The organism is Polaribacter filamentus, assembly GCF_002943715.1.
GTDB lineage: Bacteria > Bacteroidota > Bacteroidia > Flavobacteriales > Flavobacteriaceae > Polaribacter > Polaribacter filamentus.
In genome coordinates this window covers 1-13,170 of the sequence record NZ_MQUA01000014.1, presented here as the reverse complement: position 1 = coordinate 13,170, position 13,170 = coordinate 1, and the positions used below count along the sequence as shown (strand labels likewise).

Sequence of the window (13,170 nt, the reverse complement as noted above, 5' to 3'; positions counted from 1 at the left end):
ATATTTTAAAGACTAAAATGAATCATTTTTTTGATGCATTTTTTTTATTTTCAAAGAAATATCAAGTAGTATTATCCAAATTTTGTTGGAATTGTAGGAGTAATTTTGGGTATTTTAATTTACTGATATTGAAAAATTCTTACATTTACATCGTTAAATTTGTATACAAATCGTAGAAAATCAAATCAAACATTATGGAATTAAAGATTAAAGAGTTTATGGAAATGGTGAAAACTAGAAATAACCATGAGCCAGAATTTTTACAAGCCGTTCAAGAAGTTGCAGAAACTGTAATTCCTTATATCGCAAATCACGATATTTATAACGGTAAAAATATTTTACTTAGAATGGTAGAGCCAGAAAGATTAATTTCTTTTAGAGTTTCTTGGGTAGATGATAATGGAGAAATACAAGTAAATAGAGGATATAGAATACAAATGAATTCGGCAATTGGCCCTTATAAAGGTGGTTTGCGTTTTCATCCAACAGTAAATGCAAGTATTTTAAAGTTTTTAGCATTTGAACAAGTGTTTAAAAACTCGTTAACTACTTTGCCAATGGGTGGTGGAAAAGGTGGTTCTGATTTTGATCCAAAAGGAAAATCAGAAAATGAAATTATGCGTTTTTGTCATTCATTTATGTCAGAATTGTATAGACATATTGGTCATAATACAGATGTTCCTGCCGGGGATATTGGTGTTGGTTCAAGAGAAATTGGATTTATGTTTGGTATGTATAAAAAATTAAACAACTCATTTACAGGAGTTTTAACTGGTAAAGGTGCGTCTTGGGGTGGTTCTTTAATTAGACCAGAAGCAACAGGGTATGGTACGGTGTATTTTGCACAAAATATGTTATTGCGTAAAGAAGATTCTTTTGCAGGTAAAAAAGTAGTGATTTCTGGTTCTGGAAACGTTGCACAATATGCTGCAGAAAAAGCGATAGAATTAGGTGCTACTGTTTTAACTTTATCAGACTCTGGAGGCTACATTTTAGATGAAGAAGGAATCAACACAGAAAAGTTGAAGCATATAATGTACATCAAAAATGAAAAAAGAGGAAGAATTAGCGAATACACAGAAAAATATCCAAATGCAAAATTTGTAGCAGGAGGAAGACCTTGGTCTGTGAAATGTGATATTGCGTTACCATGTGCAACTCAAAATGAGTTGAATGGAGACGAAGCAAAACAATTAATTAAAAACGGTTGTATGTGTGTTTCTGAAGGAGCAAATATGCCTTCTACACCGGAAGCAATTCATGAGTTTCAAAATGCAAAAATATTATTTGCTCCAGGAAAAGCCTCAAATGCAGGGGGAGTTGCAACTTCTGGTTTAGAAATGAGTCAGAATTCTTTAAGATTAAGTTGGTCTCGTAAAGAAGTAGATGATAAATTAAAAGATATTATGGAAGATATTCATGATTCTTGTGTAGAATATGGTGAAAATGAAGACGGAACAATAGATTATATCAAAGGTGCAAATATTGCAGGTTTTGTAAAGGTTGCAGACGCAATGTTAGCCCAAGGAGTTGTATAAAGATTTAGTAGTAAATTTAAATATAAAAAACGCATCAATTTATTTGATGCGTTTTTTTGTAAGTATATATACCGTAGTTTTAAAAAAAATTATAATACCTATCAATTTTTAAGTAATGATTTTAGTTTCACATTTTTTCTTCGGATTTATTTTTTCTTTTCTGGGCTCGATAACTCCAAGTATGCTAAACATGACAGCGCTAAAAATTAGTTTAGAAAACGGTAAAAAAGAATTAAATGAATATGCAATTGGTGTTTCGGTAGTTGCACTTCCACAAGCTTATATTTCTGTTTTTTTAACGAAAGGGATTGTAGAAAATCCATTAATTATAGAAACCTTAGAAAAAATAGCGATTGTAATTTTTGTTTTTTTATCTTACTATTTTTACAGAGAATCAAAAAAAAGGAAAATTAAGATTGAAACAGGTGCTGTAAAAAAGGAAAATGCTTTTTTAGCAGGAATTACGTTATCTGTTTTAAATATGTTTTCGATTCCTTTTTTTTGCGGAATAGTGGCAACTTTAGATGCTTTTAATAGGTTTAGTTTTGATGTTATTTCCGTTTTATTTTTTATTTTAGGAGCTGCAATTGGTACATTTTATATCCTTTTTTTATATGGGAAATCCGCTAATTTTATTCAGAAAAAGACTGGGAAACTAACAAAAGACATCAATATAATTTTAGCTATTTTAACCGCATTCGTAGCTGTTTTAGCAGTAATTAATCTATTTTTTTAAAGAAGAGATGAAAAATATAAACAACATAGAAGTTAAAGGAAAACACAACAAACCTATCGTTACAGATGTTTTTTATAAAGAAACAAAGAAACCAAAAAAAATAATTATTTTTTGTCACGGGTACAAAGGATTTAAAGATTGGGGAGCTTGGAATATCTTGGCGGAAACTTTTGCAAATGCAGGGTTTTTCTTCATCAAATTTAATTTTTCGCATAATGGAGGAACTGTTGATAACCCAATAGATTTTCCGGATCTAGAAGCTTTTGGTACTAATAATTATACAAAAGAATTGGATGATTTAGAAACCGTAATCGATTGGATTTCTGGTAATTCGGATTTTAAAAATGAAATTAATTTAGAAGCTATTTCTTTGATTGGGCATAGTAGAGGTGGAGGAATCGTGTTATTAAAAGCAAATGAAGATAACAGAATTAAAAAAGTAATTACGTTGGCGGGAGTTTGTGATTTTGAAAAAAGAACAGCTACAATTGGCGATTTAGAGCAATGGAAAAAAGACGGCGTAAAATATGTTTTAAACGGAAGGACAAAACAGCAAATGCCTCATTTTTATCAGTTTTATGAAGATTTTATCAAAAATAAAGAACGTTTTAATGTGAAAAAAGCAACTGAGAATTTAAAAATCTCGCAGTTAATTATTCATGGAGATGCTGATACTTCTGTTTTGATCGAGGAAGCAGAAAATTTACATAAATGGAATCCAAAAAGTGAATATCAAATTATTGAAAATGCAAATCATGTTTTTAATACTTCTCATCCGTGGAAAGAAAAAATGGGATCAAAAGAATTAGAAATTACCGTAAAATTTTGTGTTGAATTTTTGAAGTAAATAGATTGTTAAAACAAAAAAAATCGAACATTTCTGTTCGATTTTTTTTGTTTTATATTGCCCTGAAAAAACACTTCGACAAGCTTAGTGTAAAAATTAAGAATAAATTATTTTTTATTTATTTCTTTAATATATTTATCTAAAGCCATTGTCATAGAAGGTGTATCCGGAGTTGGTGCTTCAATATCGCACTTTAAACCAGCTTCTGTAACTGCTTTTATGGTAGAATTACCAAAAGCTGCTATTCTTGTATTATTTTGTTTGAAGTTTGGGAAATTATGAAATAAAGATTCTATTCCTGAAGGACTAAAAAACACTAAAACATCATAAAAAACATCTTCTAAATCAGACAAGTCACTAACTACCGTTTTATATAAATCTACACGTGTCCAATTAATGCCTAGTTCATCTAATTCAGCAGGTATTAAAGGTTTTAACTTATCCGAAGAAGGTAATAAAAACTTCTCTGTTTTGTGTTTCTTTATTAACTTGGTTAAATCTGTAAACGTCCTTGTGCCAACATAAATCTTACGTTTTCTATACACAACATATTTTTGTAAATAATAAGCTACGGCCTCAGATTGACAAAAATATTTCATAGAATCTGGCACTTTAAAGCGCATTTCTTCTGCAACTCTAAAAAAGTGATCTACAGCATTTCTGCTTGTTAAAATAATTGCAGTAAAGTTTTTAAAATCAATTTTATGTAACCTTATATCTTTAACCGTAATCCCTTCAACATGAATAAAAGATCTAAAATCGATTTTTACTTTTTGTTTGTCAGACAAATCAAAATAAGGTGAAGTTTCTGTCTTGGGAGCAGGTTGTGATACTAAAATTGTTTTCACTCTCATATGCTTTCGTTCTATAATTAAAACATCATTTTAAACAATATAAATAGCGGGGCTATTTCAACGGCGCAAATGTACAAAATAAAATAAAACAACTTATTAAATATCAGCTTTTTGTTACTTACTATATGAATTACAAATCTTACAATAAATAACAAGGCTGCAAAATAAAATAAATACCATTGTTTTAAACCTATATATTCACTTAAAACTATTGCTAAATATAGTAAAAATGTAATTGTATGTAAATAATTAACCTTTGAAACAATGAAAAAACGCACGTCTCTTTTGATTAAAAATAAGTAAAAAAGCAAATACTCTAAAGTTCTTTTAATTAAAAAATAAGATAATAAACTTAAAAAAACGGGCAGATAAGACGAAAAGCTTGATACATTTATTGATAATCTATACGTTTTAAAGCGATACGCTAATAGGGATAATACAATTACCGTAAACATGAAAATTACGATCTTAAAGGAGTCAAAAAAGCTTGTATTTTCTTCAGACTCGCTTTCTATAAAGTTGATATTAAACAAACTAAAAACACTTCCTTTTAATCTATTGGTGTCTAATGCTTTTAATAAAACTACGCCTATAAATAGTAGCATTATTAATGCTGTAACCCAACTCTTAGTAGTTATTATTTTTTCTAGTGCTTGCAAGTAGTTTTCATTTCGTTATGATTAACACAAAATTAGTAATTATATAATGTATATTTGTTTTCTTACTTACATATATTATTTATTTATGTCTGATTCATTAGTTATTATCCCCACTTACAACGAAAAAGAAAATATTGAAGCTATTATAAGAGCCACTTTCAATCAAAGAAAAGCATTTCATATCTTAATTGTTGATGACAATTCTCCAGATGGAACTTCAGAAATTGTTAAAAATCTTATTACGGAATTTCCAAAACAGCTTTTTTTAGAAAAAAGAATTGGTAAACACGGCTTAGGAAGTGCTTATATTCATGGATTTAGGTGGGCAATTGAAAAAAAATACAATTATATTATAGAAATGGATGCCGATTTTTCTCACAATCCAAAAGATTTAATTCGTTTATATAATAAGTGTTATAAAGACGGCGCAGATGTTTCTATTGGGTCAAGATATTCGCAAGGTGTAAATGTTGTTAATTGGCCAATGAAACGAGTACTTTTATCTTATTTTGCATCAAAATATGTGCGTTTTATAACCAGAATTCCGGTTTTTGACACAACTGCAGGCTTTGTTTGTTGGAAAAGAAATGTGTTAGAAACCATTAATCTTGATAAAATTAGGTTTGCTGGTTATGCTTTTCAAATTGAAATGAAATTTAAAGCTTGGAAACATAAATTTAATATAAAAGAAGTTTCAGTTATTTTCACTGACAGAACTTTAGGAACGTCTAAAATGAGCGGAAATATTGTGTTTGAAGCACTTTTTGGAGTAATAAGAATGCGTTTAAAAGGCTTACCAAAATAAATGATAAACAAACCTATTTCTATTAGAACTGCAAATTTAGATGATTTAGAAACTTTGTTACAATTTGAACAAGGAGTTATAGGGTTCGAAAGACCTTTAGATTCTTTTTTGGCGGATGGTGATTTGTGTTATTATAATATTCCGCAATTAATTACTTCGAAAAAAAGTCATTTAATTGTTGGGGTTCTTAATGATGAATTAGTTGCTTCTGGATATATTAGATTAGAGGATTCTAAAGAATATCATAAAAATTTAAAGCATGGTTATATTGGTTTTATATTTGTAAAACCTGCGTTTAGAGGACAAAGAATTAGCAGTCTAATTTTAGAATCTTTAAAAGGCTGGGCAAAAGAAAAAGACTTGAAAGAGCTAAGGCTAGATGTGTATAGTAACAATGTTGGCGCTATAAAAGCTTATGAAAGATTCGGACTTATAAAGAGTTTAGTAAATATGAGAATGGATATTTAAAAACGCGATTAATTAGGCATAACATTAAAAACATCAATAATAAAGTTTGCGAAAACCTTTGTGTAATTGCTATTAAATAATAATGAGAATGAAGAAATCAATTTTAATAAAAAACGCAAAAATTGTAAATGAAAATACTATTTTTTTAGGTGATGTTCTCATTGAAAATGAAATTATAAAACAAATTTCATCAGAAATAAAAGCTCCCGTCAATGTAGAAATTATTAATGCGGATGGGAAGTATTTAATTCCGGGTTTTATAGACGATCAAGTGCATTTTAGAGAACCTGGTTTAACACACAAAGGGAATATTGCAGCAGAAAGTAGAGCTGCTATTGCTGGCGGAATTACAACTTTTATAGAAATGCCAAACACAGTTCCGCAAGCGACCACTCAGAAATTATTAGAAGATAAATTTACAATTGCTGCAAAAGATTCGTACGCAAATTATTCTTTTATGTTTGGTGGTACCAACGATAATTTAGAAGAATTATTAAAAACGGATTCTAAAAAAGTAGCCGGAATTAAATTATTTTTGGGGTCGTCTACCGGAAATATGTTGGTGGATAATGAAGAAATTTTAGAAAAAATTTTCTCATCAACCAAAATGATTATTTCTGTGCATTGCGAAGACGAAGCGACCATCAGAAAAAACACGGAAGAGTTTATTGAAAAATATGGCGAAGATATTCCTATAAAATATCATCCAATAATTAGAAGTGAAGCCGCATGTTATTTGTCTTCATCCAAAGCAATTGAACTGGCTAAGAAAACAGGAGCAAGGTTGCACGTTTTTCACTTATCCACTGCTAAAGAAACGCGTCTTTTTAGAAACGACATTCCTTTAGAAGAAAAGCAAATTACATCAGAAGTTTGTATTCATCATTTGTGGTTTTCAGATAAAGATTATGAAGAAAAAGGAACGCATATTAAATGGAATCCTGCGGTAAAAACAGAGGCAGACAGGTTGGGTTTATGGGAGGCTTTGTTAGATGACAGAATTGATGTTATTGCGACAGACCATGCACCACACACTTTAGAAGAAAAAAGTAATAAGTATTTAAAAGCGCCAAGTGGTGGACCGCTTGTACAACATGCAATCGTTGCAATTTTAGAGAAAGTAAAAGAAGGCATAATTTCAATTGAAAAAGCAGTTGAAAAAATGAGCCATAATCCTGCAAAATTATTTCAAATAGAAAAACGCGGATTTATAAAAGAAGGTTATTTTGCTGATATCGTTTTAATTGACACGAACAAACCACAAACTGTTTCTAGAGATAATCTCTTATACAAATGCGGCTGGTCTCCTTTTGAAGGAACAACATTTTCATCCACCATAACGCACACATTTGTGAATGGAAATTTAATTTATAATAATGGTGTTTTTAATGATGAAATTAAAGGAAAACGCATCACTTTTAATCGTTAAAATGAAGAAAATAAGTTATTTATTAATTTTTATATTTTTGGTTTCTTGCACAAGTAATACTATTTTAGAAGAACCAAAAGACTTAATTCCCAGAGATACAATGCGTCTTTTAATTCAAGAAATGATGATTGCATCTTCCGCTAAATATGTTAAAAATAAGAATCTAGAAACTAAGATTGAATACATGTCTTTGGTCTACGATCAATTTAAAATTGATAGTGCCCGTTTTCAAACTAGTAATGTGTATTATATGTCTAAAATAGATTTGTATCAAGAAATTTTTGAGGACGCGAAAGCTAGCTTAGAAAAAGAGAAAAAAATATACGACGATATAAATACTAGACGAGATTCGATACGAAATGACTCTCTAAACAAGGTTAGGGAAATTAAGAAAAATAACATAAAAGAGGATAGTTTGGTGTTAAATAAAAAAGATTTTAAGGTAAAGAATGCTCTTTAATATAGTTTTTACAAATCTCTTCAACTGATTTTTCTGTTTTTTCAAATTTAAAATTAAGTATTTTTTCTATTTTTTCTGATGAATATTTAGAAACTGCATGTGCAGATCTAGCCGAATATTTACTTAATAAAGGTTCTTTTCCTGTAATTTTTGATAGGAGCCAAGCAACTCGCCAAAAGATATTGGTTTGCCAGGATTTTATTTTTTTAGAGGGTCGTTTTTTACCAAAAGCATCTGCAATTAAAAAGAAGATTTCTTTAAATGATTTGTTTTGAGAAACTAAAATAAAACGTTCGTTTTTAACATCGGAATTCATTAACAAAATCATTGGTTTTACAACATCTTGCACAGACACAAAACCAGTAATTCCTTCGGTATAAAATTGAAATCCGTTATACACTTGAGAGAATAATTTTCCTGAGCCAGCAGTCCAAAAGCCACTTCCTAAAATAACTCCGGGGCTTACAATTACTACATCAACACCTTCTTGACTTGCCCGCCAAACTTCCATTTCTGCACCAAATTTGGTAATAGAATAGCCGCTATTATTTAGCTCTTTATTCCATTCGTGTTCTTCGGTACTGAGATCTCCTTTTAACGAATTTCCAACAGTCGCAATAGAACTCACATAACACAATTTATCAATTTTTGCATCAATACAAAGATTTACAATAATTGCAGTTCCATGAATATTTATTTTTCGCATTTCTCGATAATCCTTTGGGTTAAAGGAAATAAATGCAGCACAATGATACACGTGTGTTACATCAAAAAAAGCGGGAATCATAGAAGGAACATCGGTAATATCGGCTAAAAACCATTCAATTTTATTGAATAAATTTTTGTCATCCGTATAAAAAGAAAAGACATTTTTCACCTTTACTAAAGACGATTCTGTTCTATAAACAGCTCTAATTGTATCATTTTGTAAACTTAAATGATACAATAAATGCGAACCAACCAAACCCGTGCCTCCAGTAACTAAAATCATAGTGCTAATTTATGATTTTTTCATTGATAAGTTTATCTTTGTAGCGTTAAAAAGTAGTTATTTAACTTGTTTAACAATGTTGAATTTAGAGTTTGGAAATCGATAAAAAAACTTCGATAAGCTAAGTTTAACAGACATATTTTAAATTAATTATAGATTTATAATGACAAATTTTGTTGAAGAATTACGCTGGCGTGGACTATTGCACGATATTATGCCAGATACAGAAGAATATTTACTAAAAAATAAAACTGCTGGATATATTGGTTTTGATCCAACTGCAGACTCACTGCATATTGGTAGCTTGGTTCAAATTTTTATTTTGAAACATTTTCAAAATGCAGGCCATAATCCTATTGCTTTAATTGGTGGAGCGACTGGTATGGTTGGCGATCCTTCTGGAAAATCTGCAGAACGTAATTTATTAGATGAAGCTACTTTAGCTAAAAATATTGCTGGTGTTAGAGAAAACTTAGAACGGTTTTTAGATTTTGATGCGTCCGTAGAAAACAAAGCGGAACTGGTAAACAATTACGATTGGATGAAAGATATTTCATTAATCGATTTTGTAAGAGATACAGGAAAACATATTACTGTAAATTACATGATGGCAAAAGATTCTGTAAAGAAACGGTTGAGTTCTGAATCTTCTGAAGGAATGAGTTTTACCGAATTTACCTACCAATTATTTCAAGGATACGATTTTTATCACTTGTACCAAGAGAAAAATTGTAAACTGCAAATGGGTGGTTCAGATCAGTGGGGAAATATTACTACTGGAACAGAATTAATTCGTAGAAAAGCGCAAGGAAAAGCGTATGCAATTACAGTTCCTTTAGTTACAAAAGCAGATGGAACAAAGTTTGGAAAAACAGAAGGAGGAAACGTTTGGTTAAATGCTGATAGAACATCGCCTTATAAATTTTATCAATATTGGTTAAATTCTTCGGATGAAGATGCAGAAAACTTTATTAAAAAGTTTACATTTTTAGACAAAGAAACGATAGAAAATTTAATTTCTGAACACAGAAAAGATCCCGGATTTCGCTTGCTACAAAAGAAATTAGGTGAAGAAGTTACCATAATGACGCATGGAAAAGAGGCGTATGAAAATGCTTTAAAAGCGTCTAGTATTTTATTCGGAAAATCTACAGCTTCTGATTTGAAGTCTTTAGATGAACAAACTTTTTTAGATGTGTTTGATGGCGTACCACAAGCAACTGTATCTATTGCTGATGTTGAAGAAGGGTTGGATATGATTGGCGCTTTAGCAGCAAAAACTAACTTTTTAAATTCTAATGGTGAAGCAAGAAGAGCGTTAAACGAAAATGCAATTTCAGTAAATAAAGAAAAAGTAAAAGAAGATTTTACAATTACTAAAGAAGATTTAATTGCAAATAAATATGTGTTATTACAACGGGGTAAAAAAACATATTATTTACTAGTAGTAGAGTAACATTAACTTTATAATAAAAAAAAGCTGAATTAATTCAGCTTTTTTTTTATTATAAATTTTGGTCTAGAAGAGTAAAAATATTAATTATCTATTATTTTAAGCCAGTTTTTATTTGCTTGTTTCTGTAACTTTTCTGCTCCTTCCTTTTTCCATAACTCAAATGTATTTATTCCCCAAGAATCGTAAAATAGGTATAATTTGCCATCTCTAATTTCGAAAGTTTTAGGATTCACAGCTACCTTTTCAGCTTTTACACCAAGGGCATAGGCACAATAACCGCCATATTGCGGAATGTATTTTTTAGGAGATTTTTTAAATATTTCTAAATTCTCTTTTGATGAAAACTTAAATTTTACTTCGTCAAATTCTGTGGTAAATTCTTTATTTCCTTTTTCGGCTTTGTTATTAAAATAAGAAACAACGTCATAGCCTTCTGCAACAAATCCTTGTTTAGTGTTGTAGTTTTGTGCAAAAAAAGTAGTAGAAGTTGATAATAATAAATAGTTATAAAGTGTTTCATTGAGTTCTTATTTTTATAATTGTCGATAAAATGAAATGAACATTACAAAACTATAACACCATTAAATTACAACCTCGAATATCTGAATTATCAAAACGACCAATAATTTCAAAGGTTCCGTTTTGGTAAACTTTCCCTAAATCTTGCGTGGCAATAAATGAGCAAGAATTGTAGTTTGCCAAATCGATTATATTAATTCCGCCAGCTTTTTCTGTTGGCAAAATAGTTAAAGCATCTTCGGTGTCTCTGGTTAAAATTTTCATCCAAGGTGGCGTTTCAAAAACACCGTTTCCCTTAGAATACGCCTGACTTAATAATTCTGTCATTCCGTATTCTGAGTGAATTTCACCAACCCCAAAGCCATCTTGTAACAATTGATGCAATTCATTTCTGATGAGTTCTTTTCTTCGCCCCTTCATACCGCCAGTTTCCATAATGATGGTGTTTTTAAGCTTAAACTGGTATTTTTCAATCAAATCTAACAACGCAAAAGAAACGCCAATCAACAATACTTTTTGCCCTTTTTTATCAAGATTTAGGAGTTTTTTCGCCAATTCATCTAAGTTATTTAGATAAAAACCACTTTCAGAATTTTTAGATTTTGCAATTAAATCATCCACCATAAAAACCAAAGAAGAGCCATTTCTTTCTAAATAATTTGGTAATAAAGCAAGTACAGTATATTCTTCAATGTTTCCGTAAAAATTCGCAAATCCGTTTAAATAACTCTGTTTGTAAAAATTAATATCCGTTACAAAATGTTTACTGGTAGCACTTCCTGTTGTGCCAGAACTTGTAAAAGTTTCTTCTACTTTTTCTGTTGATGAAAGTACTTCTCTTAACTTAAAAAACTGAATTGGTAAAAACGGAATTTGTGCTACTTTTGTAACATCCGAAGGGTGTCTATTAATTAAATCGCAAAAAGAACGATATACTTTATTGTTTTTAAACTGGTGTTTAAAAACTTCAAGTGCAGCTTTTGTAAACTGCTCATTAGACTTTATGTTAAAAATAGTTTCTTGCATAGAATAGTGCAAAAATAAGATTATTAGACGCAACCTTCTCAAAGTTTTTTCATCTAATAATAAAGAACTCAATATTATGAAAACTAAAACAGCCTTTTTATCATTATTTCTTACAGTTTTTCTATTTTCTTGCGAAATTAACAATCAAAGTAATGAAATAATTATAGATCCTAATAATAGTTTATTAATTGGCAATTGGGCAGAGGCTAATTACCAAGATGAACAAATAACTTTTACTCGAGTAAATTCTTTACCAAATGATTCTTACGGAATATTATTTAAAAAAAATGCTATTTTTACGGAACGCTCTTCTGGTTGGTGTGGAACGCCACCTTTAACATTTAGTGATTATGTTGGAACTTGGGAATTCGCAGAAGAAGGTCTTGTAAAGATAACCACAACTTCTTTTACAGGAGATTTTCAATGGCGAATTTTAGAACTTTCAGAAGAAAAATTGGTTGTAAAAAGAGAACTTTCGTCACAAGAAATAGAACATAGAAGTTTAATGGATTTATTTAATGAAATTCAAAATTTGTCCTACAGTGTTTCTTGTTTAAATGCTACTGATTGGTCTTTTGTTGCTTATGGATCAAAAGCTTGCGGAGGTGCTCAAGGTTATATTGCCTATTCATCGCAAATAGATACTGCTTCATTTCTAAAGAAAATAGAAGCATATGCACAAGCCGAAAAAGATTTTAACTTTAAATGGGGTTTAATTTCAGATTGTTCAATTACAAATCCTCCGACTTCAGTAAAATGTCAAAACGGAATTCCAACACTAATATATTAATTAAAATAAAAAAAAATGAAAAAATTTACACTACTTTTATTTGGATTACTTGTTTTTTACTCTTGTTTAAACAATGATAAGGACGAACTAAATTATTCGTTTGACTATTTACCAATAGATGAAGCGATAGCGCCTGTAAGTTTTACCTATGGTCAAATAGATACAATTACAGTAAAATATTCTTTGCCAAATGGATGTTATCATTTTAATGAAATATATTATGAAACTATAGATACTACGAGAATTGTTGCTATTTCTGCGTTCGTAGAATTAAATTCTCATTGTACACTTGCAATTATTCAAGAAGAAAAGAAGATTCCAGTAAAAGCTTCACAAGTAGAAGATTATGTTTTTAAGTTTTATAAAGGAAAGGATAGTAACGGTGAAAATATTTTTGAGGAAGTTGTAGTTCCTGTAAATTAGAACCATCAAATTAGAAGAACTTATAAAGGAATGTTGCAAACAAAAAATTGCAGCGCAAGCAGAGGTTTATCAGCTTTTTTCTGGTAAACTATTTGCTGTTTGTTTAAAATATTCTCGAAATTATCAAGATGCAGAAGACACTTTACAAGATAGTTTTCTAACAATTTTT

General features: G+C 30.0%; 14 protein-coding genes and 1 pseudogene. 10 read left to right on the top strand and 5 right to left on the bottom strand.

What is annotated here, in order from left to right; all coding sequences use genetic code 11:
• Positions 1-194 precede the first annotated feature (194 nt).
• From gdhA to BST83_RS16765, 3 genes are all read left to right on the top strand, one after another.
• On the top strand, positions 195-1,538 hold the full coding sequence (gene gdhA, locus BST83_RS16775) for an NADP-specific glutamate dehydrogenase (protein ID WP_104808310.1): 1,344 nt from the start codon (positions 195-197) through the stop codon (positions 1,536-1,538).
• A 115-nt stretch (positions 1,539-1,653) separates the two neighbouring features.
• Positions 1,654-2,274 carry a LysE family transporter gene (locus BST83_RS16770; protein WP_104808309.1) on the top strand — a complete coding sequence of 207 codons (621 nt, stop codon included), beginning with the start codon at positions 1,654-1,656 and terminating at the stop codon, positions 2,272-2,274.
• 7 nt (positions 2,275-2,281) lie between these two features.
• Positions 2,282-3,121, top strand: a complete 840-nt coding sequence (locus BST83_RS16765) for an alpha/beta hydrolase family protein (protein WP_104810928.1) — start codon at positions 2,282-2,284, stop codon at positions 3,119-3,121.
• Between the two features lie 107 nt (positions 3,122-3,228).
• On the opposite strand, the gene BST83_RS16760 is transcribed toward BST83_RS16765, so the two are convergent.
• Positions 3,229-3,975 carry a uroporphyrinogen-III synthase gene (locus BST83_RS16760; protein WP_104808308.1) on the bottom strand — a complete coding sequence of 249 codons (747 nt, stop codon included), beginning with the start codon at positions 3,973-3,975 and terminating at the stop codon, positions 3,229-3,231.
• 17 nt (positions 3,976-3,992) lie between these two features.
• Positions 3,993-4,634 (bottom strand): DUF4271 domain-containing protein, encoded by a 642-nt coding sequence (locus BST83_RS16755; protein WP_104808307.1) that lies wholly within the window; start codon positions 4,632-4,634, stop codon positions 3,993-3,995.
• 85 nt (positions 4,635-4,719) lie between these two features.
• Here BST83_RS16755 and BST83_RS16750 point away from each other — a divergent pair, with 85 nt between their 5' ends.
• From BST83_RS16750 to BST83_RS16735, 4 genes are all read left to right on the top strand, one after another.
• The gene (locus BST83_RS16750) at positions 4,720-5,439 is read left to right on the top strand and encodes a polyprenol monophosphomannose synthase (protein WP_104808306.1); all 720 of its coding nucleotides are present in this window, start codon (positions 4,720-4,722) and stop codon (positions 5,437-5,439) included.
• On the top strand, positions 5,440-5,907 hold the full coding sequence (locus tag BST83_RS16745; protein ID WP_104808305.1) for a GNAT family N-acetyltransferase: 468 nt from the start codon (positions 5,440-5,442) through the stop codon (positions 5,905-5,907).
• Between the two features lie 88 nt (positions 5,908-5,995).
• Positions 5,996-7,336 (top strand): dihydroorotase, encoded by a 1,341-nt coding sequence (locus BST83_RS16740; RefSeq protein ID WP_104810926.1) that lies wholly within the window; start codon positions 5,996-5,998, stop codon positions 7,334-7,336.
• A complete protein-coding gene (locus tag BST83_RS16735; protein WP_240614798.1) occupies positions 7,296-7,796 on the top strand; it encodes a DUF4296 domain-containing protein in 501 nt (166 codons plus the stop codon). Before BST83_RS16740 ends, BST83_RS16735 begins: the two co-directional genes overlap by 41 nt.
• On the opposite strand, the gene BST83_RS16730 is transcribed toward BST83_RS16735, so the two are convergent.
• Positions 7,774-8,787, bottom strand: coding sequence for an SDR family oxidoreductase (locus BST83_RS16730; protein WP_104810754.1), 1,014 nt, complete (start codon positions 8,785-8,787; stop codon positions 7,774-7,776). The genes BST83_RS16735 and BST83_RS16730 overlap by 23 nt on opposite strands.
• A 163-nt stretch (positions 8,788-8,950) precedes the next feature.
• On the opposite strand from BST83_RS16730, the gene tyrS reads away from it, so the two are divergent.
• Complete coding sequence (gene tyrS, locus BST83_RS16725) at positions 8,951-10,243, top strand: tyrosine--tRNA ligase (RefSeq protein WP_104810753.1); 1,293 nt, start codon at positions 8,951-8,953, stop codon at positions 10,241-10,243.
• A gap of 80 nt (positions 10,244-10,323) precedes the next feature.
• Here the strand turns inward: tyrS and BST83_RS21185 are convergent.
• Positions 10,324-10,620: pseudogene (locus BST83_RS21185) on the bottom strand (YHS domain-containing (seleno)protein); the annotation flags it as partial.
• A gap of 193 nt (positions 10,621-10,813) precedes the next feature.
• A complete protein-coding gene (locus tag BST83_RS16715; protein WP_104810925.1) occupies positions 10,814-11,788 on the bottom strand; it encodes a LuxE/PaaK family acyltransferase in 975 nt (324 codons plus the stop codon).
• Between the two features lie 76 nt (positions 11,789-11,864).
• Here BST83_RS16715 and BST83_RS16710 point away from each other — a divergent pair, with 76 nt between their 5' ends.
• Positions 11,865-12,578, top strand: coding sequence for a hypothetical protein (locus BST83_RS16710; protein WP_104810751.1), 714 nt, complete (start codon positions 11,865-11,867; stop codon positions 12,576-12,578).
• A gap of 15 nt (positions 12,579-12,593) precedes the next feature.
• On the top strand, positions 12,594-13,001 hold the full coding sequence (locus BST83_RS16705; RefSeq protein WP_104810924.1) for a hypothetical protein: 408 nt from the start codon (positions 12,594-12,596) through the stop codon (positions 12,999-13,001).
• Positions 13,002-13,170 lie beyond the last annotated feature (169 nt).

Coding starts and splice junctions, on each gene's coding strand:
- gdhA (WP_104808310.1), top strand. CDS start 195: ATGGAATTAAAGATTAAAGAGTTTATGGAAATGGTGAAAACTAGAAAT.
- BST83_RS16770 (WP_104808309.1), top strand. CDS start 1,654: ATGATTTTAGTTTCACATTTTTTCTTCGGATTTATTTTTTCTTTTCTG.
- BST83_RS16765 (WP_104810928.1), top strand. CDS start 2,282: ATGAAAAATATAAACAACATAGAAGTTAAAGGAAAACACAACAAACCT.
- BST83_RS16760 (WP_104808308.1), bottom strand. CDS start 3,975: ATGAGAGTGAAAACAATTTTAGTATCACAACCTGCTCCCAAGACAGAA.
- BST83_RS16750 (WP_104808306.1), top strand. CDS start 4,720: ATGTCTGATTCATTAGTTATTATCCCCACTTACAACGAAAAAGAAAAT.
- BST83_RS16745 (WP_104808305.1), top strand. CDS start 5,440: ATGATAAACAAACCTATTTCTATTAGAACTGCAAATTTAGATGATTTA.
- BST83_RS16740 (WP_104810926.1), top strand. CDS start 5,996: ATGAAGAAATCAATTTTAATAAAAAACGCAAAAATTGTAAATGAAAAT.
- BST83_RS16735 (WP_240614798.1), top strand. CDS start 7,296: ATGATGAAATTAAAGGAAAACGCATCACTTTTAATCGTTAAAATGAAG.
- BST83_RS16730 (WP_104810754.1), bottom strand. CDS start 8,787: ATGATTTTAGTTACTGGAGGCACGGGTTTGGTTGGTTCGCATTTATTG.
- tyrS (WP_104810753.1), top strand. CDS start 8,951: ATGACAAATTTTGTTGAAGAATTACGCTGGCGTGGACTATTGCACGAT.
- BST83_RS16715 (WP_104810925.1), bottom strand. CDS start 11,788: ATGCAAGAAACTATTTTTAACATAAAGTCTAATGAGCAGTTTACAAAA.
- BST83_RS16710 (WP_104810751.1), top strand. CDS start 11,865: ATGAAAACTAAAACAGCCTTTTTATCATTATTTCTTACAGTTTTTCTA.
- BST83_RS16705 (WP_104810924.1), top strand. CDS start 12,594: ATGAAAAAATTTACACTACTTTTATTTGGATTACTTGTTTTTTACTCT.